This window comes from Bacillus sp. JS (assembly GCF_000259365.1).
Classification (GTDB): domain Bacteria; phylum Bacillota; class Bacilli; order Bacillales; family Bacillaceae; genus Bacillus; species Bacillus stercoris.
Genome location: NC_017743.1, coordinates 719,318 through 745,549, shown reverse-complemented (window position 1 = coordinate 745,549; position 26,232 = coordinate 719,318). Strand labels below are relative to the sequence as shown.

General features: G+C 45.7%; 25 protein-coding genes, 1 pseudogene and 2 riboswitches. Of the genes and pseudogenes, 3 read left to right on the top strand and 23 right to left on the bottom strand.

What is annotated here, in order from left to right; genetic code table 11:
* Positions 1–127 precede the first annotated feature (127 nt).
* On the top strand, positions 128–1,705 hold the full coding sequence (locus tag MY9_RS03830; RefSeq protein WP_014663072.1) for an FMN-binding glutamate synthase family protein: 1,578 nt from the start codon (positions 128–130) through the stop codon (positions 1,703–1,705).
* A 37-nt stretch (positions 1,706–1,742) separates the two neighbouring features.
* Here MY9_RS03830 and MY9_RS03825 read toward each other — a convergent pair whose 3' ends face one another.
* From MY9_RS03825 to MY9_RS03815, 3 genes are read right to left on the bottom strand one after another with little or no spacing between them, the layout of a single operon-like run.
* Positions 1,743–2,057, bottom strand: a complete 315-nt coding sequence (locus tag MY9_RS03825) for a YerC/YecD family TrpR-related protein (protein WP_003219429.1) — start codon at positions 2,055–2,057, stop codon at positions 1,743–1,745.
* 2 nt (positions 2,058–2,059) lie between these two features.
* Positions 2,060–3,055, bottom strand: coding sequence for a DUF3048 domain-containing protein (locus MY9_RS03820; protein ID WP_014663071.1), 996 nt, complete (start codon positions 3,053–3,055; stop codon positions 2,060–2,062).
* A 26-nt stretch (positions 3,056–3,081) separates the two neighbouring features.
* Entirely contained in the window at positions 3,082–4,824 is a 1,743-nt protein-coding gene (locus tag MY9_RS03815; RefSeq protein ID WP_014663070.1) for an adenine deaminase, read from the bottom strand.
* A gap of 129 nt (positions 4,825–4,953) precedes the next feature.
* Here MY9_RS03815 and MY9_RS21045 point away from each other — a divergent pair, with 129 nt between their 5' ends.
* A complete protein-coding gene (locus MY9_RS21045; protein WP_040083954.1) occupies positions 4,954–5,181 on the top strand; it encodes a YgaP family membrane protein in 228 nt (75 codons plus the stop codon).
* Between the two features lie 24 nt (positions 5,182–5,205).
* Here the strand turns inward: MY9_RS21045 and MY9_RS03810 are convergent.
* A pseudogene (locus MY9_RS03810) lies at positions 5,206–6,468 on the bottom strand (APC family permease); the annotation flags it as partial.
* Positions 6,469–6,611: 143 nt separating this feature from the next.
* Here MY9_RS03810 and MY9_RS03805 point away from each other — a divergent pair.
* Positions 6,612–7,034 (top strand): Lrp/AsnC family transcriptional regulator, encoded by a 423-nt coding sequence (locus MY9_RS03805; RefSeq protein ID WP_014663068.1) that lies wholly within the window; start codon positions 6,612–6,614, stop codon positions 7,032–7,034.
* Positions 7,035–7,071: 37 nt separating this feature from the next.
* Here MY9_RS03805 and purD read toward each other — a convergent pair whose 3' ends face one another.
* The 19 genes from purD to MY9_RS03710 form a co-directional block, all read right to left on the bottom strand.
* A complete protein-coding gene (purD, locus tag MY9_RS03800) occupies positions 7,072–8,340 on the bottom strand; it encodes a phosphoribosylamine--glycine ligase (protein ID WP_014663067.1) in 1,269 nt (422 codons plus the stop codon).
* A gap of 15 nt (positions 8,341–8,355) precedes the next feature.
* Positions 8,356–9,894: a bifunctional phosphoribosylaminoimidazolecarboxamide formyltransferase/IMP cyclohydrolase gene (purH, locus tag MY9_RS03795; RefSeq protein WP_014663066.1), complete on the bottom strand. Its 1,539-nt coding sequence runs from the start codon at positions 9,892–9,894 to the stop codon at positions 8,356–8,358.
* Positions 9,891–10,478 (bottom strand): phosphoribosylglycinamide formyltransferase, encoded by a 588-nt coding sequence (gene purN / locus MY9_RS03790; RefSeq protein WP_014663065.1) that lies wholly within the window; start codon positions 10,476–10,478, stop codon positions 9,891–9,893. Before purN ends, purH begins: the two co-directional genes overlap by 4 nt.
* Complete coding sequence (gene purM / locus MY9_RS03785; RefSeq protein ID WP_014663064.1) at positions 10,475–11,515, bottom strand: phosphoribosylformylglycinamidine cyclo-ligase; 1,041 nt, start codon at positions 11,513–11,515, stop codon at positions 10,475–10,477. Before purM ends, purN begins: the two co-directional genes overlap by 4 nt.
* Positions 11,516–11,615: 100 nt before the next feature.
* Positions 11,616–13,046 (bottom strand): amidophosphoribosyltransferase, encoded by a 1,431-nt coding sequence (gene purF, locus MY9_RS03780; RefSeq protein WP_003233947.1) that lies wholly within the window; start codon positions 13,044–13,046, stop codon positions 11,616–11,618.
* Complete coding sequence (purL, locus tag MY9_RS03775; protein ID WP_014663063.1) at positions 13,022–15,250, bottom strand: phosphoribosylformylglycinamidine synthase subunit PurL; 2,229 nt, start codon at positions 15,248–15,250, stop codon at positions 13,022–13,024. The genes purF and purL overlap by 25 nt, the downstream gene beginning before the upstream one ends.
* Positions 15,234–15,917 (bottom strand): phosphoribosylformylglycinamidine synthase subunit PurQ, encoded by a 684-nt coding sequence (purQ, locus tag MY9_RS03770; RefSeq protein ID WP_014663062.1) that lies wholly within the window; start codon positions 15,915–15,917, stop codon positions 15,234–15,236. Before purQ ends, purL begins: the two co-directional genes overlap by 17 nt.
* Positions 15,914–16,168, bottom strand: a complete 255-nt coding sequence (gene purS / locus MY9_RS03765) for a phosphoribosylformylglycinamidine synthase subunit PurS (RefSeq protein WP_003219409.1) — start codon at positions 16,166–16,168, stop codon at positions 15,914–15,916. The genes purQ and purS overlap by 4 nt, the downstream gene beginning before the upstream one ends.
* Positions 16,161–16,886, bottom strand: coding sequence for a phosphoribosylaminoimidazolesuccinocarboxamide synthase (gene purC / locus MY9_RS03760; RefSeq protein ID WP_014663061.1), 726 nt, complete (start codon positions 16,884–16,886; stop codon positions 16,161–16,163). The genes purS and purC overlap by 8 nt, the downstream gene beginning before the upstream one ends.
* A gap of 73 nt (positions 16,887–16,959) precedes the next feature.
* Entirely contained in the window at positions 16,960–18,255 is a 1,296-nt protein-coding gene (gene purB / locus MY9_RS03755; RefSeq protein ID WP_014663060.1) for an adenylosuccinate lyase, read from the bottom strand.
* Positions 18,252–19,394 (bottom strand): 5-(carboxyamino)imidazole ribonucleotide synthase, encoded by a 1,143-nt coding sequence (purK, locus tag MY9_RS03750; protein ID WP_014663059.1) that lies wholly within the window; start codon positions 19,392–19,394, stop codon positions 18,252–18,254. The genes purB and purK overlap by 4 nt, the downstream gene beginning before the upstream one ends.
* Complete coding sequence (gene purE, locus MY9_RS03745; RefSeq protein WP_014663058.1) at positions 19,387–19,875, bottom strand: 5-(carboxyamino)imidazole ribonucleotide mutase; 489 nt, start codon at positions 19,873–19,875, stop codon at positions 19,387–19,389. Before purE ends, purK begins: the two co-directional genes overlap by 8 nt.
* A gap of 141 nt (positions 19,876–20,016) precedes the next feature.
* Positions 20,017–20,118: riboswitch (purine riboswitch) on the bottom strand.
* A 79-nt stretch (positions 20,119–20,197) separates the two neighbouring features.
* Entirely contained in the window at positions 20,198–20,395 is a 198-nt protein-coding gene (locus MY9_RS03740; protein ID WP_003219403.1) for an NETI motif-containing protein, read from the bottom strand.
* Positions 20,395–20,949, bottom strand: a complete 555-nt coding sequence (locus tag MY9_RS03735; RefSeq protein ID WP_014663057.1) for a DUF2179 domain-containing protein — start codon at positions 20,947–20,949, stop codon at positions 20,395–20,397. The genes MY9_RS03740 and MY9_RS03735 overlap by 1 nt, the downstream gene beginning before the upstream one ends.
* A gap of 210 nt (positions 20,950–21,159) precedes the next feature.
* The gene (locus MY9_RS03730; protein WP_014663056.1) at positions 21,160–21,327 is read right to left on the bottom strand and encodes a Fur-regulated basic protein FbpA; all 168 of its coding nucleotides are present in this window, start codon (positions 21,325–21,327) and stop codon (positions 21,160–21,162) included.
* A gap of 158 nt (positions 21,328–21,485) precedes the next feature.
* Positions 21,486–22,289 carry a hypothetical protein gene (locus tag MY9_RS03725; RefSeq protein WP_014663055.1) on the bottom strand — a complete coding sequence of 268 codons (804 nt, stop codon included), beginning with the start codon at positions 22,287–22,289 and terminating at the stop codon, positions 21,486–21,488.
* A gap of 210 nt (positions 22,290–22,499) precedes the next feature.
* On the bottom strand, positions 22,500–23,822 hold the full coding sequence (pbuG, locus tag MY9_RS03720) for a hypoxanthine/guanine permease PbuG (protein WP_014663054.1): 1,323 nt from the start codon (positions 23,820–23,822) through the stop codon (positions 22,500–22,502).
* A gap of 134 nt (positions 23,823–23,956) precedes the next feature.
* Positions 23,957–24,058: riboswitch (purine riboswitch) on the bottom strand.
* A gap of 147 nt (positions 24,059–24,205) precedes the next feature.
* Positions 24,206–25,672, bottom strand: a complete 1,467-nt coding sequence (locus MY9_RS03715; protein WP_014663053.1) for a DUF4179 domain-containing protein — start codon at positions 25,670–25,672, stop codon at positions 24,206–24,208.
* Positions 25,654–26,187: a sigma-70 family RNA polymerase sigma factor gene (locus tag MY9_RS03710; protein ID WP_014476022.1), complete on the bottom strand. Its 534-nt coding sequence runs from the start codon at positions 26,185–26,187 to the stop codon at positions 25,654–25,656. Before MY9_RS03710 ends, MY9_RS03715 begins: the two co-directional genes overlap by 19 nt.
* Positions 26,188–26,232: the final 45 nt, after the last annotated feature.

Below are 26,232 nucleotides of genomic sequence, written 5' to 3'. Positions count from 1 at the left end.
AGGCGGACGTACCTGCGCAGTGAGTCTTATTTCTGCAAAAGCGCACATTTTTCACCAGATTCCCTCTCCTATTGTTTGGAAAGTGTTCAACTGTGGAAATGGTTACATAAAAAAGGGAGGCTGAGAGATGGAAACCATTATTATTGCACTCATCGCATTTATCATTGGGATCATCGCTATCCCGATCGTCTTATTTGCCTGGATCTACATAAAAGATGAAAAACAGCAGGAGCACTCAATTCTTCGCAACTACCCCGTCATCGGAAGGTTTCGGTATATTCTTGAAAAAATCGGGCCGGAGCTCAGACAGTATTTATATAGCAATGACAATGAAGAGCAGCCTTTTTCACGAAAGGAATATGAGCAAACGGTTATCTCTGGCAAATACAAAAGCAGAATGATGGGCTTTGGATCTGTAAGAGATTTTGATAAACCCGGCTATTATATCCGTAACGCTATGTTTCCAAAACAAAGGGAAGAAATGCACGTAAATCAAACGCCAAAAATTGAAACCCAAATTTATAAAATGGATGCTAACAATCTCTTCAAACGCAAGGAACACGCCGAACGCATCAAGGCAGATCCGTATTTTCTTCATCCTGATGATGTGCAGGTGATTGGCGAGCATACATGCGAGAAGCCATTTCACGTGAAGGGATTAGTCGGCCAGTCTGCAATGAGCTACGGCTCCCTCGGAGAACGGGCAATTACGGCGCTCTCAAAAGGGCTCCATCAGGCAGGCGGCACCTGGATGAATACAGGTGAGGGAGGATTGTCTGAGTATCACTTAAAGGGCGGCGCCGATATCATTTGCCAAATCGGACCGGGCCTATTCGGCGTGCGCAAAAGAAATGGGGAATTTTCATGGGAGGAATTTAAAAGAAAAAGCAGAATTGACCAGATTAAAGCGTTTGAGCTAAAGCTGGCACAAGGAGCAAAAACCCGGGGCGGCCACGTGGACGGCGCCAAAGTATCAGAGGAAGTGGCAGACATTCGGAATGTCGAGCCAGGAAAGTCGATTGACAGCCCGAACCGCTTTTATGAATTCTCAAACCCTCCTGAAATGCTCGACTTTATTGAAAAACTTAGGGATGTCGGGCAAAAGCCAGTCGGCATCAAACTAGTCGCAGGGCATCCTGAAGAATTGCATGAGCTTTTCGCTTATATGCAGAAAAGCGGAAAGCATCCGGATTTTATCACGATCGACGGAAGTGAAGGCGGTACCGGAGCTTCCTTTTACGAGCTCGCGGATACAGTCGGCCTTCCGATTATGACAGCGCTCCCTATTGTTGACACGCTTCTTAGACAGTACGGGTTGCGCAGACAGCTGAAAATCTTTGCTTCCGGAAAGCTCCTGACTCCTGATAAAATCGCGGTCGCCTTAGCTCTCGGCGCTGACTTTGTCAACATCGCACGCGGCATGATGTTTTCGGTTGGCTGCATACGCGCTCTCGTTTGCCACAACAACACCTGTCCAGCAGGCGTGGCGACGACAGATCCAAAATTGCAAAAAGCATTGAGCATTGAGGAAAAACAGCACCGTGTCTGCAACTATGTTATTTCACTGCGCGAGGGGCTGTTTAACCTTGCAGCCGCAGCAGGAATCAATTCGCCGATTCACTTTTCCAAGGAGCATGTTGTCTATCGAAAAGAGGATGGCAGCATTGTCGATATCGACAACCTGATCCATCAATTTGTTTCATAAAGAAACCGCCCTTGCCAAACGGCAGGGCGGTTTTTTGTTATTTAGAAGAAGACTCAGTTTCCGTCTCCTTCACACGGTCGAGCGCCATTTCATAAGCGTCATTTCCGTAATTTAAGCAGCGTTTCACACGGGAAATCGTAGCTGTGGAAGCGCCTGTTTCTGTTTCAATCTTATGATACGTGTTTCCTTCGCGAAGCATGCGCGCCACTTCAAGGCGCTGAGCCAGCGATTGAATTTCGTTAATTGTGCATAGATCATCGAAGAACCGGTAACATTCCTCCAGGTCTTTCAGCGATAAGATCGAGTTAAATAACTGGTCCAGCTCTTTGCCGCGTAATTTATCGATTTGCATCGTTACACACCTTCTCCTTTACTAATGGAAGCCGCATCAAGATCAGGTACGATATTGATCCAAGTCTTTCCTGGCACAAACGGAAGCCACTTGCCGTCTTTTATCGGCACAATTCTGCCATTCACCTGTTTCCAGTCTGTTTCAATGACGTTTCCGTGCTGAAACAACAGACCTTTCCCCCCTGATTCCAAGTCGATGTCCCGCCTTCCATCTTGATCAATAATATGATGGCTGGCTTCAACAATGAAAATATTTTGCATTGCAACCGGCTTTCCGGTTTCCCGGTCTGTCGTTATGACACCATCAGAGCTTCTTGTATAAGATTCAGCTTTTTTATCATAGTTGTATTCGACAAGATTTGTAACGTTTTTTGTTCCATAATCTACCCGAACATTGTAAGATTCATTTGCAGGTTTTGCTTCTGATGTTTGAAACAGCAGCGGATTTGTTTCCCGCTTAAGCTCATATCCCTTTTGTTCCGCCGCCTTTTTTATGTAATCATAAGACGTGTAGGAATTATGGGGCGGTTTGCTGAAATCAGCTCTCCAAAATAAGCTTCCGTCAAAATCCAATCCGTTTATATAATCGGCAGCTCCGGATTCTAGCTGCTCTTTGGCGCCGGGACTCCAGCCGTGATGGACAAATATGCTGTCAAAGCCATTGCTGAGAGTGACGAAATATTCCCGCGCGCTCCGCACAGGTCCGACAGTTTCAGGCATCTGGCTTTGGAAAATAGCCAGAAATCGTGTGATCTGCCCTTCTGCAAGCGCTTCTATGACAATGTCGGCTTTAGACAGTCCAGACTGCGGCCTCGCCTTCGGATGATTGTTCACCACAACAGCAACAGGCCGGCGTTCAGTCACCTTCTGTTCAATCTCCAGTCCAGTCAAAGGAGCTTTCGGCTTCTTTGCGGAATCCGGGACAGCGTCCTTCTGCTGGCAGGATACAAGCAGAAAAAACACGAAACACAGCACGCAAACTGTCATCCATTTTTTCATATGTCGGCTCCCCGCTCTTTTATATTTTAACGCATTATCGATGGAAAGAGTACAGTTTTTTTCATGACGTCGAAGATTCCTCTCGGCGTAATGCGTATATACGGAAGGTGCGTACTTTGCAAAAAGAGCAGCGTATAGACGGGATCACTAAATTTGTAGCCTCTTTCTGTCAAAAGATCTCTCAGCTTCTGTTCCTTCTCAAGCACGACTTCATATGCTTCTGAAGAGGCGCAGCCGCACAGCGAAAGCGGAATTTCATACAGAATGTTCCCGTTTTCCGCCAGAACGATTCCTCCCCCGATCTCTTTCATGCGGGCGAAAGCGAGCAGCATATCCGCTTTATTTTTACCAATCGCGACAATATCGCCAGTCGTCGTAAAGGAGCTAACAAATCCCTGCACGTTTGAGGCAAAACCTTTTATCATTGTGTTGACGCGCCATTTTCCATGTTTATCAAGCATTGTCAAATAACTTTCATCATGGTCAAATGAGAGCTGTTCCACCGAATTGTCGATCTCAATCATATACGGCTCCATAATGACCGCATTCCGCATTTTCACGCCCATCGGCATGGAAAACTGCAAATCATCCATCGTCATATCATATGAAAGCTCAAGCGGGACAAGACCGCCTTTGTTCCAGTCCATATTTGTAAACGCCTTCAAATCACAGCCGTCTTCTCTCAGGATGGTCCCTTTTGACAGAACAGTCACGGGATTTGGATTTAGCGGGTCTTCCAGTATGTTCAGCGAAGCCAGTCTGCCAGGCCCGACAACTCCTAAATAATCATCCATTTGGTAATACTTCGCAATATTAAATGATGCCATATTGTAGGCGTCAATTGCAGGTACGCCTTCTTCTAACGCAATGCGGATCAGCTCGTTTGTCATGCCGCCTTTATAGAAATTCGGCGTCGCGCCGTCTGTCGTGTAAAAGAAGTGGTCATAATAGCGGAAGCCCTTCTCATGCAGCTCCTGCAAGATTTTTCTTACATCAGGGCGAATGGAAGAGTTCCGAAGGGAAACATAATAGCCCAGTTCCAGCCTTCTCATCACTTCATCACCTGTCATCGCTTCATGATCGCAATCCGCTCCGAACAGCTTCATTTTTGTAAGCGTTTTATCAGAAGCGCCGGGAAAATGCCCTTCAATGCGTTTTCTTTGTTTCTTTGTAGCTTGCATGCAGTGTAGCATTAAATCATCACCATCTACAAGGCGAGGCCATCCGGTCATTTCTCCGCCTTGAATCACATCCGGATGTTCAATCCACTGTTTTCTGACATCAAACGGAAGAACGTGGTCCTCGTTCAAAACCTCTGTCTGGAGGTCATAGCGTGACCACCAGAAATACTGGACAGGCTGCTTTTTGAGTTCATTTAAAATCGTAAGCGCTTTCTTTTTTCCGCTTTGCAAAAGCAAAAATAAATTATCATTCACAAATGTCGTGGTTCCGTATTGAGACACATATTCCGCCAGTGTTTGGGGATTATATATTTGAAAAGGATGTGCGTGCGGTTCAATATAACCCGGCACAATGTATTTTCCTTCACAATCAATCGTATGAATTTTTTCGGCTCTATTCGGAAGTTCATGACCCACATAAACAATGCGGTCCTGATAAATCCAAATGTTTTTTTTCAGCCATTGTTTTACATATGGATTTAAGACGAGAGCATTCCGTAAAAGGAGCGTTGGAAGCAGCTTTGAGTCTACAACATCAACCTGTGCCCTGATGTCTTTGTTTTTCCAGTTAAAGGTGCGTTCGGACATTCACATACTCTCCTTTATATGTATTAGACTCATGGTATCACATCCTTCCTCATCACGCACGATAAAAACGTTACAAATTTTTGAAGGTTCAATTAAAAAACTTTTTCAAGTAAAAAGGAGCGGATTTCCATGAAGCCAAACATCAGTCTCATTAATGCCGTCTTCAGAATCGCCTGCGGATTGACGATTATGTCAGCCGCGAGCGCAAAGTTTACGAAAAAACCTTGGTGCAGAATGCATCTCTTTTACATCTTTATGGGGGCCATGAAAGCGGGTTCGGGAATCCTGCGATTCTGTCCTGTGACCTACATGTTTCAAAACAGCGATTCTGGAAATAACGGCCAGCAAAACGGATAAAGAAAAAGCTTGATCACGAAACGTGATCGAGCTTTTTTTATGCCCACCCTTTGTTTTCATATAGAAATATCCGGCAGCTGCCAGCACTGCCGGATAAAGAAGCGCCCAGCCGCTGAATGAGTAAATCACTGCGCACGCCACAAACGCCCCGAGCGCCATCCACCAGCCCGAATCTCTCCAGCTCAGGAGTTTCAGTGCTGCCGCCAATGTACATATGTAAGATGCGATGAAAGCCGCGCTCGGCCCTTTCAACAGAGTCGTCAAATCGATTTGAAACAGGCCATGGGTTGCAAGCACTAAGCCAAACACCGCGGCCATCGCGGTCAAAACACGGATAGGCGTACGTTTTGTCGCACTTAGTTTTCCAAAAAATACGGGTATGTGCCCCTCTCTCGCCAATGCGTACACCATTCTTGAAAAACCAGCAATATTGGCGTGTATGGTGGCGAATGTAATAAAGAGCGCTAAACATACCGTGACATATACACCGCTTTCTCCTGCTCCTTTTGAGATGAGCATGGCAAGCGATGCAATTTCTCCATTCTGTCCATATGAATGAGTCCCCACCGTCACAAATGACAGCATGATATACAGCCCTGCCACACAAGACGCTGCCAAAAACAAGCTAAGCGGGACATCTTTTTCAGGGCGATGAAATTCCTCAGCCAACGGGGTAATCATTTCCCAGCCTACAAAAGAGAAAAAAATCATAACTGAAACAGATCCCGCGGCAGACCAGCCATGCGGAAGAAACGGCTTGAATTCTGCTATCGTGACGTATGGCAATGACACAGCAATAGAAGTGACAAGCAGAAATACGATGACACATATAACGAGTGTACTGATGTTTGCGGATAGTTGAATCCCTCTCATATGAAGCAAAATAGATATAGCCAGCATACAACCAGCAATCGATGTAACCTGCCAATCCGCCGCCTCTGTGACGTAACTGACGTAATGCGCGCCAGTCAAAGCGATGATGGGAACGCCGATCGGAACGGACCCTAACATGATCCAGCCCAAAATAGCCCCGGCTTTTTTCTGAAAGGCCAGCTGCACATAAGCCGTGATTCCTCCCGCGCTGGGCGCTATTTTCACAAGCCGGGCCAGCGTGCCGACAAGAAGAAAAGATAAGAAGGACATGAACACCCAAACAAATAAAGAAGCGGGTCCGGCTGCGTCAGCTGTTACAGACGGCAGAATTAATATCCCGCAGCCTAAAACGGCTCCAATCGTTAACGCTGTCCCTTGTATCCAAGTAATAGAACGCTGTAATTCTGGCAACATGATGCCTCCTCTCTGATTGATGGCTTTATTATAGAAAAAATAAGACGGCATCCATATGCTACAATGAAGCTAAATCAACAGCATTACCTTATGATCAAAGGAATTTTCATTCATTCGCCTAAATATGTAAAGGAGCCAGACAAATGGACGATACAGACCTTCAGATTCTCTCGCATTTGCAGCGAAATGGCAGATTAACGATGGTTGAGCTGGGAAAGCTTGTCGGACTCAGCTCGCCAAGCGCGGCGGAGCGTGTCAGGAAGCTTGAAGACAAAGGAGTGATTACCGGCTACAGCGCGAATATCTGTTACGAAAAACTAAACAAGCATGTCACCGCTTTTATTCTCATGGAGCCGAAAAGCTGCAAGCACTACGCCGCCTTTGCAACATCGCATCCTGATGTAGCAGAAAACCACCGTATCACGGGTATGTACAGCTATGTGACAAAGGTCGTGACAGAATCGGTACATACGCTTGAAGATTTTATTGACGCCTCGATGGCCCATGGAAAACCAACCACGCTTGTTGTGCTTTCTTCTTCCGCTCACCATCCCGCTTTTATGTAACAAAAAACCCGCAGCTTAATCTGCGGGTTTTCCTCACTTATTTTTGGGCAGCCTTTAAAGCGCGTGCCCCAATATCTTTTCTGAAAAAGAGTCCCGGTTTGAATATTTCATCAACCGCTTTGTACACTCGTTCTCTAGCCGCTTCAAACGTTTCATCAAAAGCCGTCACATTGGCGACGCGGCCCCCGTTTGTAACGAACTCTCCGCCCTCTGCTTTCGTTCCGGCATGGAAGACCACGACCTGCTCGGTTTCTGCTGCAAGGCTGCCGATCGGAGTGCCTTTTGCATAGCTTTCCGGATACCCTTCTGATGCAAGCACCACACTAACAGCTGCGGTATCCTTCCATCTTAAGTCAACTTCCTTATCATCTAAAAGATCAAGAAGCACCTGTACCAGATCAGATTCCATGCGTGGAAGCACGACCTGTGTTTCCGGATCGCCGAAGCGGGCATTAAATTCGATAACCTTCGAGCCGTTTTCAGTAAGCATCAATCCAGCGTACAAAACGCCAGTGAAGGAACGGCCTTCTTGTACCATTGCTTTGGCGGCCGGCTTCACGATGGTTTCTACAGCATGGCGGACCGTTTCCTCCGAAATTTGCGGAACTGGAGAGTAAGCCCCCATTCCGCCCGTATTCGGGCCTTTGTCTCCGTCAAACGCACGCTTGTGATCCTGGGCAATCACCATCGGATACACCTTTTCCCCTTTGACAAAGGCCATCAGAGAAAATTCTTCACCAGAAAGATATTCTTCAATGACGACAGACGCGCTCGCATCACCGAACTTTTCATCCTCAAGAAAATCATGCAGGCATGCGATTGCTTCTTCCTCTGTCATAGCAACAGTAACGCCTTTTCCAGCTGCGAGTCCATCAGCTTTTATGACAATCGGAGCGCCTTTTTCCTGCACATATGCCTTCGCCTCTTCAAAGGATGTAAATGTGTCGTATTCTGCGGTCGGAATGTCGTATTTCTTCATTAAATCTTTAGCGAACTGTTTGCTTCCTTCGATGATCGCCGCAGCTTTTGACGGGCCGAACACACGCAAGCCCGCTTTTTCGAATTCATCCACCAGACCTTCAATTAAAGGAACCTCAGGGCCGACAATGGTCAGGGCGACCTGATTTTCTTTTGCAAATGAGACAAGCCCTGCGTGGTTGCTTTCCTCAATGTTTACAAGCTGTGCGGAAGCTGCCATGCCGTCATTTCCGGGAGCGGCAAATACATTCTCGACGAGGCTGCTTTGCGCTGCCTTCCATGCCAGCGTATGCTCTCTTCCGCCTTTACCGATAATTAATACATTCACGTCGTTTTCATCCCCTTAATGTTTGAAGTGTCTGATGCCGGTGAATACCATGGCAATGCCGTATTCATCCGCTTTTTTGATGGAATCCTCATCACGGATCGATCCGCCTGGCTGAATGATGGCTGTAACGCCCGCTTTTGCCGCTTCTTCGACAGTATCCGGCATTGGGAAATATGCATCAGAGCCGAGCGCGCTGCCCTTCGCTTTTTCTCCTGCTTGCTCGATTGCGATTTTCGCTGATCCGACGCGGTTCATTTGGCCTGCTCCCACGCCGACTGTCATGTTGTCCTTCGCGAGAACGATCGCATTTGATTTCACATGCTTCACGACTTTCCAAGCAAGCTTCAAGTCCTCCCACTCTTGCTCGTTCGGCTCTCTTTTTGTCGGAATGCTGATCTCCGCATCATCGAAGCCGTGCATATCTAAATCTTGAATCAGCAGCCCGCCTTGAACGGATGTCAGCTGTTTTTCCTTTTGAACAGCAGCAGATACGTCAAGCGTCAGTAGACGAAGATTTTTCTTCGCAGTCAGGACGTCAAGCGCTTCTTGGCTGAATGAAGGCGCAATGATGATTTCTAAGAAAATGTTGTGAAGCGCTTCGGCAGTTGCCTTGTCCACTTCACGGTTCAGCGCGATAATGCCGCCGAAGATAGATGTTTTATCCGCTTCAAACGCTCTGTCAAACGCTTCTGAGATTGTTTCCCCGGTCCCAACACCGCACGGATTCATATGCTTCACGGCAACCGCAGCCGGCTCAGTGAATTCACGAACGATTTGAACTGCCGCGTCCGCGTCTTTAATATTGTTGTAAGAAAGCTCTTTGCCGTGGAGCTGTTCTGCTTGCGCAATGGAGCCTTTAACAGGAAGTGCTGTTTGATAGAATGTTGCTTCCTGATGCGGGTTTTCTCCGTAGCGAAGCGATTGTTTTTTCTCAAATGTTACAGTGAATTGCTCTGGTTCTTTTTCACCGACAACGTCTGTCAGATAGTCAGCGATCAGTGCATCATATGCCGCAGTATGACGGAATACTTTTGCCGCCAGTTCGCGTTTTTTCTGAAGAGATACGCTGCCTTCTTCTTTGATTTGCTTCAGCACTGGGCTGTAATCGGCCGGATCGACGATAACCGTCACATCCTGATGGTTTTTTGATGCCGCACGCAGCATGCCAGGTCCGCCGATGTCAATATTTTCAATCGCTTCTTCATACGTGACGTCTTCTTTAGAAATCGTTTCTTTAAATGGATAGAGGTTGACGACAACGAGGTCAATCGGCTGTATCCCGTGTTCATTGATCTGCGCCATATGCTCTTCATTGCCGCGAACCGCCAGAAGACCGCCGTGAATATTCGGGTGAAGGGTTTTTAACCGGCCGTCCATAATTTCAGGAAAGCCTGTCACTTCAGAAATTCCGATCACATCCACGCCGTTTTCTTGAAGAAGCTTTTTCGTTCCGCCTGTGGAGATGACTTCAACGCCAAGCTCTGTCAGTTCTTTTACGAAAGGAACAAGATTTGTTTTATCTGAAACACTGATTAATGCACGTTTAATGGTCATGCCTTTTCACCTCTGTTATTTAATCCTAATAGCTGTTTAATCACACTCGGATACCATTTATGCTCAAGCTTGTGAATTCGCTGTTCGATTGTTTCCAATGTATCATGTTCATCAATTTCGATTGCCTTTTGAGCGATGATCGGACCTGTATCCATTCCTTCATCGACATAATGCACGGTGATTCCGGCCACCTTCACACCCGCTCGGAACGCCTGTCCGACTGCGTCGATTCCAGGAAACGCGGGAAGAAGCGACGGGTGAATGTTAATGATTTTCCCTCCATATGCTTGAAGGAGCGTATCTCCGATCAGCCTCATATAACCGGCAAGAACAATCAATTCAACCTCGTGAAGACGAAGCTGTTCAATAATGGCTTGTTCAAATGCAGCCTTGTTTTCATAAGACTTCGGCTCAAATGCAAAGGATGGAATGTGGAATGCTTCCGCCCGTTCGATGACTTTCGCCTGCGGTTTGTCGCAAACGAGGAGCGCTACTGACGCATCCCAGTTCTCCTCCTTCAAACGCGTGACGATGGCTTCGAAGTTTGAACCGTTTCCTGATGCAAATACCGCAATCTTTTTCATGAAAGTGCCGCACCGCCAAATGTGACGCCTTGGCCTTTTTTCACACGCCCGATCAAATAGGCTTTTTCGCCATGGCTTTCAAGCGTTCCGATCACATCTGTCAGATACTCTTCTTTGACAGCCAAAACAAAGCCGATCCCCATATTAAAGACGTTGAACATGTCTTCTTCCTTCAGCTTGCCGTACTCTTGCAGGAAAGAGAAAATCGGCGGGATCGGCCATGAACCGTGATCGATTTCCGCACTTAAGCCTTCTGGAAGCATGCGCGGGATATTTTCGATAAATCCTCCGCCTGTGACGTGCGCCATGCCGTCAATTTTTCCGCTTTTGACTGCGGCAAGCACAGGCTTCACGTAAATTCTTGTCGGTTCAAGCAACTCCTCGCCAAGCGGGCGTTCAAACGGTTCATATGTTGTATCAAGATCCAGCTCCGCATCATCCAGAAGCACTTTTCTGACAAGGGAAAATCCGTTGCTGTGAAGGCCGCTGGAGCTGAGGCCGATCAAGAGATGGCCCTCTTGGATGTTTTCTCCAGTCACGATTTCGTCCTTTTCTGCCACTCCGACTGAGAAACCGGCAATATCGTATTCATCAGCTGTATAGAGCCCCGGCATTTCAGCCGTCTCGCCGCCGACTAAGGCTGAACCTGACTGCTCACAGCCGTCCGCCACACCTTGTACAATCTGTTCAATTTTCACAGGGTCCGCTTTGCCAACCGCTAAATAATCAAGGAAAAACAGCGGCTCTGCACCTTGTGCCAGCACGTCATTGACACACATCGCAACAGCGTCCACGCCAATCGTGTCATGCTTATCCATGGAAAAAGCGAGCTTTAATTTTGTGCCGACACCGTCCGTTCCCGAAATGAGAACTGGCTTTTGATAAGAAAGCTCAGACAGGTCAAACATGCCGCCAAAACCGCCAAGGCTGCCCATAACGCCAAGCCGTTTCGTGCGCTCCACGTGTTTTTTCATTCGTTTTACAGCTTCATATCCGGCTTCGATGTCAACCCCTGCGTTTTTATATGCTTCAGACATCCTATTCACTCCTTTAAGGCGCTTTTCAAAATATCTCCCCTAAAGAGGGCAGAAAGAGAAAGGCAGCCGAACTGCGCTGCCTTTATGTCATTTTCAAGTTTTATTTGGTTAATACTGCTTCTTTCACATGAGGAAGCACTGTATCCTGGTAAATTTCAGTCGGATATTTTCCTGTAAAGCAAGCGAGACACTGTCCGCAATTCGAGTCATCGTATTTTCTGCCGATGCCTTTCAGCAGCCCTTCCACACTCAAAAATGAGAGGGTATCGGCTCCGATTTCCTGACGGATTTCTTCAACAGAATGCGAAGACGCGATCAGTTCTTCATGTGTGGAAGTGTCAATGCCATAAAAGCACGGATGAGCGATCGGCGGTGAACTGATTTTCACATGCACCTCTGTCGCACCCGCTTCTCTCAGCATCGTGACAATCCGGCGGCTAGTTGTTCCGCGTACGATCGAATCATCCACCATCACGACGCGTTTGCCTTCTACAACCCCGCGCACCGCAGACAGCTTCATTCTGACGCCTTGCTCACGCAGAGCCTGGGACGGCTGAATAAACGTTCTGCCAACATACCGGTTTTTGATTAAGCCGAGCTCATACGGAATGCCTGTTGCCTCTGCATAGCCGATTGCCGCTGAAATACTGGAATCTGGAACCCCGGTTACGACGTCAGCTTCAACTGCGGATTCCTGAGCCAGCATTTTCCCAAGGTTTTTACGGGCACTGTGCACATTAATACCGTCAATATTGCTGTCTGGTCTGGAGAAATAAATGTACTCCATGCTGCAAATAGAACGGTTGATATTCATGGAAAAACGCTCTGATTTCATGCCTTCATCATTGATGATCAGCATCTCACCCGGTTCTACCTCACGAAGGTACGTTGCGCCGACAACATCAAATGCGCATGTTTCCGATGCGACCACATAAGCGTCGCCCATCATGCCGATCGACAGCGGTCTAAGCCCGTTCGGGTCAAGCGCGACAATCATTTCGGTCTCTGTCATGATCAGAAACGCGTAGGCGCCTTTCAGCATGGAAAGCGAGTTTTTAATTTGATCCTTCAGTGTGAAGTGGCCGCTTCTTTTGATCAGATGGGCCAAAACCTCTGTATCCGAAGAGGTTTGAAAAATGCTCCCTTGATTTTCGAGCTGCTGCTTCAGCTGAGTGGCGTTGACAAGGTTTCCGTTATGAGCAAGCGCCAGGCTGCCGTTGTTTTGGGAACGGAAGAGGAGCGGCTGTACATTTTCGTATCCGCCGCCTCCAGCCGTTGCGTACCGAACGTGCCCGATAGCGCCTTTTCCCTTTACTTTGCTGAGTTCGCCATTTTGAAATACTTCAGTGATCAGCCCTTGGCCTTTGTGCGCCGTCAGTTTTTCACCATCAGTCGCTACGATGCCCGCACCTTCCTGTCCTCGGTGCTGAAGGCTATGGAGACCGTAATATGTGATCTGCGGGGCTTCTTCATGCCCCCAAATCCCAAATACGCCGCATTCTTCATTTAAGCCTTTGATTTCAGCAAGCATGGGATAGCTCCTTTCCATGCGCGTTCAAGCTCTTTCGTTTGCGCATGAATCATTTGTTGTCCGTCTTGGTTTTGAATCGCCAGAATTCCGTCAGCCGTTACCTCACCAATATGAACCGCATCTTTTACAGCTGCTTCAAACGCTGCTTGGTGTTCTTTTTTCACTGAAACAACGAAACGGGATTGAGATTCAGAGAATAATAACGCTGCTTCCCCTTCTACAGTTACGTTAGCGCCAAGGTTTTCCGTCGTCATGACACTTTCCGCAATCGCTACGCCTAGGCCGCCTTCAGACACATCATGCGCAGATTGAACGAAGCCTTTTTTAATCGCTTCAAGCAGTGCTCTTTGGCGTGACAGTTCGACATCAAGATTGATTTGCGGCGCTTTGCCGTAAATGCGGCCTTCTGTCATTTTTTGCAGCTCGCTTCCGGCAAACTCTGGTTTTGTTTCGCCAATCACGTACACAAGATCGCCCGCTTGTTTGAAATGCTGTGTAGTAATGTGTGCTGTATCTTCAATTAAGCCGACCATGCCAATAACAGGTGTCGGGTAGATCGCTGTACCGTTTGATTCGTTATAAAGTGATACGTTTCCGCCAATAACCGGTGTGCTGAGAACATTGCACGCCTCGCTGATGCCGTCAGCCGCTTTTTCGATCTGCCAGAAGATTTCCGGCTTCTCCGGATTTCCGAAGTTAAGGTTATCCGTGACTGCAAGCGGTTCTGCGCCTGAGCAAATGATATTGCGTGCCGCTTCAGCAACAGCAATTTTCCCGCCGACTTCAGGATCAAGATAGAGATAACGCGCGTTACAGTCTGTCGTCATCGCCAGCGCTTTTTTCGTTCCGCGGATTCTGAGAACACCAGCATCAGACCCGGGAGCGACAACTGTATTCGTGCGCACCATGTAGTCATACTGGTCGTAAACCCACTCTTTGCTCGCAATCGTCGGCTGCTGAAGAAGCGCCTTCAGCGTTTCATTCGCATCTTCAATTTGCGGGGCAGGAACGTCCGTTTCCAAAAACTCGCGATAGTAAGCAGGCTCTTGAGAAGGTTTATGGTAAACCGGTGCTTCTTCTGCCAAGGCATCAACAGGCAGCTCGCACACAACCTCTCCTTTGTGTGTCAGGCGAAGCATTTTATCATCTGTCACACGTCCGACAGAAACCGCTTCAAGATCGTACTTATCAAAAATATCGATGATTTCTTGCTCACGTCCGCGCTCGATGACCAAAAGCATCCGTTCCTGTGATTCAGAAAGCATCATTTCATACGCGCTCATGCCTGTTTCGCGCTGAGGAATCAGGTCAAGGTTCATTTCAATACCAGAGCCGGCTTTACTTGCCATTTCTGCACTTGAGCTTGTTAAACCGGCAGCTCCCATATCCTGAATGCCGACTAAGGCGTCGCATTGGATGACTTCCAGACATGCTTCAAGCAAAAGCTTCTCCATAAACGGATCGCCGACTTGGACAGCAGAACGCTTTTCTTCAGATGAGTCTGACATCTCTTCAGAAGCAAACGTAGCGCCGTGGATTCCGTCACGCCCGGTTTTCGCTCCTACGTACATTACGGTATTGCCGACACCCTTCGCCTGGCCTTTTTTGATGTCTTCATGATTGATTAAACCGACGCACATGGCATTGACAAGCGGATTTCCTTCATAGCTGCTGTCAAATTGCACCTCTCCGCCGACTGTCGGGATGCCGATACAGTTGCCGTATCCGGCGATACCCGCTACTACTTCTTCAAACAAGTACTTCACTCGCGGTGAAGTCAGTTCACCAAATCGAAGAGAGTTCAATACAGCGATTGGACGGGCACCCATCGAGAATACGTCACGGATGATTCCGCCTACGCCAGTGGCAGCGCCTTGGTAAGGCTCTAGAGCTGATGGGTGGTTATGTGATTCAATTTTGAAGACAACCGCTTGGTTATCACCGATATCAACGATTCCGGCGCCTTCCCCCGGCCCCTGCAGCACACGCTCGCCGCTTGTCGGGAATTTACGCAAAATCGGCTTTGAGTTTTTGTAGCTGCAATGCTCAGACCACATGACAGAAAAAATTCCGATTTCAGTGTAGTTCGGCAATCTTCCAAGAATGGATTCTATCAATGCAAACTCATCATCACTGACACCCATTTGCTGATACAGTTTCTCTTCTTTTATTTGTTCTTTACTTGGTTCAAGCAGTAGTGACATGAGTTTCCCTCCAATTTTTCACGATAGACTGGAACAATTTAAGACCGTCGGCGCTTCCAAGCAGTTCATCGACCGCGCGTTCAGGGTGAGGCATCATGCCTAATACATTGCCTTTCTCATTCACGACACCGGCAATGTCGCTGACACTTCCATTAATATTAGAGCCGTATGTGAAAGCAATTTGATTGTTTTCCTTTAATGAAGCAAGCGTCTCGTCATCACAGTAGAAATTCCCTTCACCATGGGCAACCGGGATTGTAATCGATTGTCCCTTTTCGTAGGAAGCTGTGAATAATGTTTCGTCGTTCTGCACAATCAATTCAACCGGACGGCAAATGAACTTCAAATCTTTGTTGCGTCTCATTGCGCCTGGCAGAAGCCCAAGCTCCTGTAAAATCTGGAATCCGTTGCAGACGCCAAGAACAGGTTTTCCTTCAGCCGCCGCCTGTTTGACAGCTGGCATAATATTCGCAAATCGGGCGATGGCGCCGCATCTTAAGTAATCGCCGTAAGAAAATCCTCCCGGAATTAACACGCCGTCGAAGCCGTCAAGACTTGTTTCCTCATGCCAGACGTATTCCACTTCATGGCCGAGCTCATCCTTTACAGCATGATACATATCGATATCACAGTTGGAGCCAGGTAACACAATCACCGCAAATTTCACTGTGCGACTACCTCCTCAACTTCATATCTGTAATCTTCAATCACTGTATTTGCAAGAAGTTTTTCACACATTTCTTTCACTAGCACGTCAAGATCACGGTCAGATTTTTCAATGGTAAGCTCCATGTATTTCCCGATGCGCACATCTTGAACTTCGTTGTAAGTCATACTGTGCAAGGCATGCTGGACAGCGCTCCCTTGTGGATCTAGTACACTTTCTTTTAAGCTGACATAAACTTTTACTTTATACATGATGAATGCCTCCCAGTCTTTTGAAAATCTCTTCGTATGCGTCGGTTAAGCTTCCCAGATTGCGTCTGAATAAATCTTTGTCCAGCTTTTCGTTCGTTTCTTTATCCCACAAGCGGCATGTGTCAGGAGAAATTTCATCCGCCAAAAGCACTTGCCCTTCTGCATCTAAACCGAATTCAAGCTTGAAATCTATTAATCTGACATGACAATCGTCGAAAATGCTTTGAAGCTCTTCATTTACTGTTTTTGTAATGGACTTAATGGTCTCTACCTGCTCAGGAGTCGCCGCCTTCAAAAGCCAAATATGATCTTCGGTGATGAGCGGATCACCCAGGGCGTCATCCTTGTAGTAAAACTCGATAATCGGCTGTTCAAGTTCCGTGCCTTCTGGAATGCCGAGACGTTTGGACATGCTTCCTGCCACAACATTTCTGACGACGACTTCAAGCGGCACGATCGTTACCTTTTGAATGAGCTGCTCCGTTTCCGAAATGCGCTCGATAAAGTGATTGTTAATGCCCTTTGTATGAAGATGTTTGAAAATCAAGCTTGAAATCTCGTTATTTAAGCGTCCTTTTCCGCTGATTTCTGCTTTTTTCTCGCCGTTAAAGGCAGTGGCGGAGTCTTTATACACAACATACAGCGTGTTTTCGTCATCGGTTTTGTAGATCTTTTTTGCTTTTCCTTCATATAAAAGTTCATTCTTCACAATATTCACGGAAGGCCTCCTAACCCGAATGTTGGGAATTTTCAAACTGCGGCGGCTTAGAAGAAGCCGCTAAAAGCTTCTTCTATGCTAAACCTAAACGTTCAAAGATCAGATCAACATTTTTCAGATGGTAGTTGTAATCAAAACAGTCAGCAATTTTTTCCGGAGAAAGACGTGACGTAATTTTCTCTTCCGCTTCCACAAGCTCACGGAACGGCACTTGTTTTTCCCACGCTTCCATTGCTTTCGGCTGAACAGTATCATAGGCTTCTTCACGTGTCAGGCCTGTGTCGATCAAAGCAAGCAGCACACGCTGAGAATAGATAAGGCCTAGAGTGCGGTCCATGTTGCGCTTCATGTTTTCCGGGAAGACCGTTAAGTTTTTCACGATGTTGGAGAAGCGGTTCAGCATATAGTTCAGCGCAATTGTCGCATCCGGAAGAATAATCCGTTCTGCTGAAGAATGAGAAATATCGCGCTCATGCCATAATGGAACATTTTCGTAAGCTGTCATCATGTAGCCGCGGATCACGCGCGCCATGCCTGTCATGTTTTCAGAGCCGATCGGATTTCGTTTATGCGGCATTGCAGATGAACCCTTTTGCCCTTTCGCGAAAAATTCCTCAACTTCACGTGTTTCACTCTTTTGCAATCCGCGGATTTCCACAGCGAATTTCTCGATGCTTGTCGCGATTAAAGCAAGTGTTGCCATATAGTCAGCATGACGGTCACGCTGAAGGGTTTGAGTTGAAATTGGTGCTGCTTTCAATCCGAGCTTCTCACAGACATATTGCTCAACAAATGGATCAATGTTCGCATATGTGCCGACAGCGCCGGAAATCTTTCCAACCTCGATGCCTGCTTTGGCTTGTTTAAAACGCTCAAGATTACGTTTCATTTCTTCATGCCAAAGCGCAAGTTTTAAGCCGAATGTTGTAGGCTCAGCGTGTACGCCGTGTGTGCGCCCCATCATGACTGTGTATTTATGTTCTTTCGCTTTTTCTTTTATAATGTCAACAAATCTCTCAAGATCCTTGAGTAAAATATCGTTTGCCTGTTTTAATAAGTAGGAAAGAGCCGTATCAACAACGTCAGTTGACGTTAATCCGTAGTGCACCCACTTTCTTTCTTCGCCCAGTGATTCGGAAACAGCGCGTGTAAAAGCGACAACGTCATGGCGCGTGTCCTTTTCAATTTCTAAAATGCGGTTGATGTCAAATGACGCGTTTTCGCGCATAATCTTTACATCTTCTTTCGGAATGACGCCAAGCTCCGCCCACGCTTCACAGGCAAGAATCTCTACCTCCAGCCATGCTTGAAATCTGTTTTCATCCGTCCAAATCGCGGACATTTCAGGTCTTGAATAACGTTCGATCATTCTGCTTGTCCTCCGTCTCTATTCATCCATTTATTTGTGATCTCCTGAATCCATTCGTCTTCAGGCTGCTTCATAAATGTAATATGCCCCATTTTGCGGCCTTTTTTGATTTCATGTTTTCCGTATATATATAGCTTTGCCTCTTTTAAAAGCTCCGGGTCTTTCTCAACAAGCTTCACTTCATCGCCGAGAAGATTCACCATCATGCCCGGCTTCAGCAAATCTGTCTTCCCAAGCGGAAGCCCGCATACCGCTCTGATATGCTGCTCAAACTGGCTCGTCTCACAAAGGTCCAGCGTATAATGCCCAGAATTGTGCGGCCTTGGCGCCAGTTCATTGACCAAAAGCTCTCCGTCCTCTGTCAGGAACATCTCAACAGCAAGCGGCCCGACAAGATTGAGCTCATCAGCAAGCTTAACGGCCAGCTCAGCAGCCTTCTGCTGAATCCCTTCCCCGGCCCGTGCAGGCACAATGCTTTGGAAAAGAATATTGTTGTGGTGAATGTTTTCAGCTGCCGGAAATGTTGAAACTTCTCCGTTTACCGATCTGACGACAATCACTGACAATTCCATTTTAAAAGAAACCCAGCTTTCAAGAATACAAGTTCCGTGTTCTAAAAGAGCGGCTGCCTGCTCCATTTGCGCCTCTTCTTTTATCACAAATTGGCCTTTGCCGTCGTACCCGCCGCGGCATGTTTTCAGCACTGCGGGTAACCCGAGCTCCTGTACCGCCTGTATCAATTCCTTCTGTGTTTTGACGATGCTGTACGGGGCGACTTCACAGCCCGCGGCTTGAATTGCTTTTTTCTCTGTTTCACGGTTTTGGGTAATGAGCAGCAGCTCACTTCCTTGCGGGAGATACGCATGGTCTTTCAGCCAATGCAGCGCATCATAGTCAATGTTTTCAAACTCATATGTGATGATATCGCTGATTTCAGCCAATTGTCGAATCGCTTCACGGTCATTATAATGAGCGGTAATTTCGACATCCGCAACCTGCCCGCACGGCGAATCTTTCACAGGATCAACGACCGCGACTTTATACCCCATTTGTTTGGCGGATACAGCCATCATTTTCCCAAGCTGGCCGCCGCCGATTATGCCGATTACAGCTCCCGGATAGATGATTTGTTTAGACAAGCTGATCACTGCTTTCTAACACCGTCTGTTTTGTATTTTCTCTTCTCTCATCCAGCTTACGGGCAAGATCTTCGTCAAAAGCTGACAAAATTTGCGCCGCTAACAGGCCTGCGTTCACTGCGCCCGCTTTGCCTATGGCTGTCGTCGCAACAGGTACGCCTCCAGGCATTTGGACGATGGATAGAAGTGAATCCATGCCGTTCAGCGCCTTGGACTGGACCGGCACTCCAATGACCGGAAGCGTTGTTTTCGCCGCCGTCATCCCCGGCAGATGCGCCGCTCCACCGGCGCCGGCGATGATCACCTTGATGCCTCTTTCTCTGGCGGTTTCAGCGTATTCAAACATGAAATCAGGCGTCCTGTGAGCGGAAACGACCTTTTTTTCGTATGGAACATTAAGTTCGTCAAGTATGTCGCATGCGTGTTTCATTGTCTCCCAATCGGAAGTGCTTCCCATGATGATTCCTACTAGCGGCTGCATTCTGTTCCCACCTTCTAATGCTTTAGTTTTCAGAAAATAAAAAATACCCGAATTTGCATTGCACTTATGAGGAAGCAATACAAACCGGGCATGGTACATGTATCGTCAGTCGTTCGCTTCTGCGATATATCCATGTCAGTTTTATCGATCACTTTCCTGCATAGTCCGGCAATTTACGGTTGCCGGGTAGAAACTTATGGGCCATATTCCCAAGATTATATGAGGTCGTGTTTTGATTTCATGTTTATCTTAACAACGGACATGGATAATGTCAACGATATTATCGAACGATACAAAAATTCATTCTACTAATGTTCGTGTTTTAGATCAATTTCCCTTCAAATACGATTTTTTTCCCGCACGGAACGATCTGAATTGACCCATTTTCCTTTTTTTCCATAAAAATAGGCTCTTCCATTCGCCTTACAGGCAGATAACCTTCTTCTTTCATTTGCTGAAGCACCGCATCAATCGTTTGCTGCTCTGTCACTTCAAACTTTTTCTTCTTCGGCTTTGCCATTATTCTTTAATTCTCCTCTTCTTAACCGCTTTGACCCAGAAGCCCCCGTGGATTGTTTTTGGTTCGTACGCAATAATAAAGGCCTTTGAATCAAGTGTTTTAATCGTATCATATAGCTGGAGTTCATATCTTCTAGGCGTCAGAATCTGAAGGGCTGTACGGTCACCTTCGAGTCCGCCGGCCACCCAGTTTGTCACGCCGTAGCCTTTTTCACGGAGCTGCTTCGGAAGATCAAGATCGAGCTCCTTCGTAATGACGTTGACCATAATATAGCCAAGCGCCAATTTTTCTTCTATTTTCATGCCGACAATCACGCCAAGACCGTAACCGAGCGCGTACGCGATCACGTTTTGAATCTGGTCTAGGTTGTCAAGCACAAGACTCAGACCTGTCACATAAACCAGTATTTCAACCGTGCTGATGCCGGCCGCTAAATAACGCTGTCCTTTCAGCGTTAATATCATTCTTATCGTAAAAAATGACACATAGACAATATTAATAATGAGAATTATGAGAACCATGGCTATCCCATTTGATAAGATGGTTTGCATCATTTTATTTCATCCCCCTACTCTTCAGCTTGCATAAAGCATTCATATTCTACTAGAGAAATGAGTCGTTTACAATGAGCCGAGGCCCAAAGCCTAAGGAAAATATTTCGACACGCTTTATGAGGTTAAACAGTAGTAGTTTACCCGCTTTCTCACCTTTTCAAAATCAAAAAAAGCCCGCTTTTCAGCAGACTCACCTCTTCTCATCTATTGTCAGATCTCTTTTTTCATTTTCAGAAGGGACTTGTATTCTTTCTCAAGCTCACTAAGCGTGTAGTGGGCCAGCTGTTCCCCTCTTCCCTGATAAAATTCCGAGAGCAGTAATTTGGTTTTTAAAAATTGCTTCTTTTGATTAATTGCGCGGCGAAGTACTTCAGCCATGTCCATCATCCTCCTTCAATATAAAGGTTTTTGCGCTGGACGTTTACAGCATTTTCCCCATCATACACGGGTTAATCCTACAAATCAACTATGTTTTTTAGATATATTTGTAAAAAGTGTGACATGAAAAAACCGGCTGCTTTGAGCCGGTTTTTTCATTAAAGCGGAATCAGCGATGCCGTGAAATATTCAGAAATAAATGGCCAAGTCACTGCCATAAACAGCAGCGCTATCCCCACCACAGCCAATACACAATAGATATAATCAATCGGTGCATCTTCTGCCGCCTGGTACACCCGCTGTACATACAGCGCGATGATAAAAAAGATGGAAAACAGGATCAGCACCGTAAACAGAACTGTCAGCATTGGGATATTCACGATCGCAAAGATCAGCCATATAATTGAAACAGCTATCACCGGTACAAGCAATGAACCCAATACGGCAGCCGCTTCTCTGAACGTCACCTTCTGCTTCATCATGTAGCGGGAGACAGCCCATATAGCAAAGACCATTACCGCAAAAAAGATCAGCAAATACACTAGAACAACTAAAAACCCGTCATAGAAAGCATGATGGCGTTCTCCGAAACCGAGCGGCCGGTTCCAGCTCGCCTTTAACTGAAACCAGTTCCCAATTGAAAAGATCACACTGAATATAAGCATTGAAATCAGACCGTACTTATAATGAGAAAAACCATCCGCTATGACGGTTTTCGCCGGTGATTTTAAAATCGAGAATGCAAAACCGCAGTATCTGTTGATGGCTGCCCATACAGACGCAAGCTTGTCTTTAACAGCCGATTCACCGCGTTCCTGGCGGGGTTTCTGCTTTTGTTTTTGCTTCTGCTTGCTTTGGCGGCTTGCCTTTCTGGACATTCTCGATAGCGGTTCTTCATCTGCATCTATTCTTTCACTCTGGTTAATTTCTTCTTCAAACGTTTCTTTTCTTTCTTCCGTCATGTCAGCAACTCCTATCAAAAAAATACGGCGGAATACCATTCAGCAAGAAAATAAAACACTTATATAAGGTACCGAAGCCTTCCTGAACAGTCAAGTCATTTCCATTTAAGTAAAGCATGGCTTCACATCTACATGACGGTATATCGTATGAAATGGTTTTATCTTTTGCAACAAAAAAACCAGCTGCACCGGCAGCTGGTTTTTCATTCCTTATTTTAAGAAGAGAAAGTACAGGACAAATACAACAAACAGCCCGTACATGATTGGATGAACCTCTTTGGCTTTTCCTTTGCACACCATCGTAATCGGATAGAAAATAAATCCGATGGCAATGCCAGTTGCAATACTGTACGTTAACGGCATCATGATCATGGTAAGGAAAGCAGGAACGGCCACCTCGAACTTATCCCAAGCGATTTTGCCAAGCGGCGCCACCATCAATGCACCAACAATAATAAGCGCCGGCGCTGTTACATTTGACGTAACAACTGATAGGAGCGGCGAGAAAAACGTAGCCAGTAAAAAGAGAATCCCTGTTACAATTGCGGCAAATCCTGAACGGGCACCCGCAGCGACACCTGAGCTTGATTCCACGTAAGAAGTTGTTGTAGACGTACCAAGCACGGCACCGATCACAATAGAAGATGAATCAGCTAAAAGCGCACGCCCCGCACGCGGCAATTTGTTTTCCTTCATTAAACCAGCTTGTGTTGCCACAGCAACAAGTGTACCAGCTGTATCAAAAAATCCGACAAACAAGAATGTTAAAATAACGATCAGCATTTGTACGGAGAAAATATCAGGAAGGTGAATCCACGCTTGTCCGAAAGTCGGCGCAAGGCTCGGCACACTTCCGATGATTTGAGTCGGAACCGGAACCAAACCGAAAATCATGCCGGCAACCGCTGTTAACAGCATCCCGATAAACACGCCTGCGTTCACGCGAAGCACCATTAAAATAACTGTTACAATCACACCGAAAATGGTTAACAGCACAGGACCGCTGTGAATGTTTCCGATCGTGACGAGCGTAGAAGGATTTGCAGTAATGATTCCTGATCCTTGTAAGCCAACGAATGTAATAAACAGGCCGATCCCCGCACCGACTGCCAATTTCAGCTCAGGCGGAATGGCGTTGATGATTTTTTCACGAAAACCTGTTAAAGAAAGAGCAACGAAAATAAGACCTGAAATAAAAACACCAGACAAAGCTGCCTGCCATGAAATGCCCATACCAAGGACAACAGAAAACGCAAAAAACGCGTTCAGCCCCATACCGGGCGCGATGGCGATCGGATATCTCGCTATTAATCCCATTAAGATACAGCCTGCTGCAGACGCCAGCGCTGTCGCCGTAAAGACCGCACCTTGGTCAATTCTCAGCGCCTCCGGAAAATCTTTCACGCTGTCCAAAGCAAGCGTAATCGGATTGACGAACAAAATATATGCCATAGACAAAAAAGTCGTTAATCCGCCAATGATTTCATTGCGATAGCTGGTGCCCAGCTCATCAAACTGAAAATACTTTTTCAAGCTATTTGACTCCCTTCACTCTTTGCTATTTATCCTGCCCTGAAATCGCCAAATAAAAAACGCCCCAATAATTTTGGGACGCTTGACTACAGACGGATTTCAGTTCGAATAAATAAACGTGTTTTATTTATATCAAACGAAAGAAATGTTTACGTAGTCAAGCCATTTACGGTAGCTTGGTAGAGACTTGCGAGCCATATCCCCGCGATTATACGAATTCATCTTATTTGATTTCTGTGTCTATTGTACCAAGTTCATTTTGAAATGACAATATAAATAACGAACATTACTTATTAAAAAAATTGGTTTATTCGTCTATTGACTAAATGGGCAACAATGATAAAAACCGTATGTATGGCAACATACGGCTTTTCGACTTATGATTATTTTTTTTCGGTAGGCTGACTCACCTGATGCACTGGTACAGTAAACGAGATTGACTTTAGTTGAATCAGGTGATTTAAAACGCCCTTATCAATATACAGGCCATACTCATTAAACTCAAAATGCTTTAAAGACAGCTTATTATTATAATCATCATCCAGTTCAAAAGTAGATACCATTTCGGCTGTTTTCATATTTTTCACTTTAGCTATATTTGCTTTCAAATAATAACCTTCTTCATAATCACCCACTGGATCAAGCCAAGATTGCATTTTTTTCGTATCACCAAGGCCAATCGTTTCACCGATATTCACTAAGTCATTTTCATTCATGCTTGAGGTATCAATTCCAGTGAAGCGATAATGAACCAATACTTTCCTCCCTTTTTGGTTAATGTTATTGATTTCAATCCCTATGTTTTGATGGTTTGTTTCTGAAACATGAAACGGCATCTCTGCATTTAGCGGGACAATTTCACTGCCCTCTGCCTCAGATTTAATATTTGCTATTAATGTTAGCTTTTTTGCCTTTGGATTAATTGGTGATTCTAACTGTGTTTGTCCTTTTGCTCTTACCGTTCTCTCGTTTACTTTTTTGCGGTCTCCAAGTTGGATGTTTGACGCTGTCATCTCATATGTGTTTCCTAAATCATCTTTGACTTCGTTAATTTCAACCGTATCATGCTTTGCTACGCCTTGATAATCGATTGTAAATTGAAGGACAGATCCGAGCTTTCCGTTCTCCACTTGAATATTGGAAAATTGATAACGATTGTTAAGCACTGATACCACTTTTGAGCTTTCTAAATAACTAGCATTCTTTTTGGTAATAGGCAGTTTGAATCTCCAGTTTCCCTGTATTTCATTGATATGAGTAATCACAAAAGGCACGGTATCCCCATTTTTTATTTCTGTCCCTTTTGTATAAAGCCTTAATTGACCAGCATATTGTTTGTTATTTAATTTTTTGAGCATTAAGGAATCGTAGTTGATTGAAAAATTATTGTTAAAACTCGCTTTACTCACATTATAACTGAGCTCTTTTTCATCAGACTGGAGGTTATCAACAGTAAAGTTATACACAAGCTGCCCGGCATCGTAATACGAGCTGTTTACCGAAACAGTGATTCCCCTTGACTCAGCTTTTTCATTCAAAGCTGTGACCAGATTGCTTTTAAACAATGATAGACCAACTTTATCTTGAAACTCCTTATAAATTTGGCCGACAATGGGTATGCTCCCCATCGCTTTGTTTACAGAAGGCAGAAAAAGACCGGACGTTAAATACAGTATACCTACCACAGCAGCAACAGCGATTCCATTTGTAATAGTTCGTGCCCATTTAAAACGGCGCCTTGTGTTACTCTCATTTTCAGCACGAACAACAGCTTGATGTATTGCTTTTTTTAGCGCTGTCTTAGGCACTTCAATGTCATCAAATATCTGCTTCATTTGGTGTTTGTCCATTTGTTTTGATCCTCCTTTTCCAGCTCCTGTTTCAATGCTTTTCTCGCTCTATGTAAATGGGTTTTAATTGTGCCTTCTGCCATTCCTGTTTGTTCAGCTATCATTGAAATCGAATAATCTTGAAAATAATAGAGCTGTATCGTGAGCTGAACATGTTCATCAAGTAAATCAATCGCATTTCGCAAGTCTATGTATTCCTCAATATTTGCTTGATTGGTTCCAGCATCATGATGTTTCTCAAACGGAACCAAATCTCCTTTCTTTTTATTCATGGCAAAAATAGTATGAATCAATATTCGAGTAAGCCACGTTAAAAAATACTTTGGCTCTTTTAGTTTTTCTATACTGATAAAAGCTTTATAAGCTGTTTCCTGTACAGCATCAAGTGCATCTTCTTTATTTCTTAAATAGAGATAAGCGGTTTTATATAAAGTCTCCTGATGTGCCAGCATAAGCTTTTCAAAGGCCCGAGTATTTCCTTTTCTCGCCTTTGTAATCAATCTTTCTTCCTTCACCTTATCCACCTCCTATGTTGTTAGATACGAAAACTGCCGAAACGG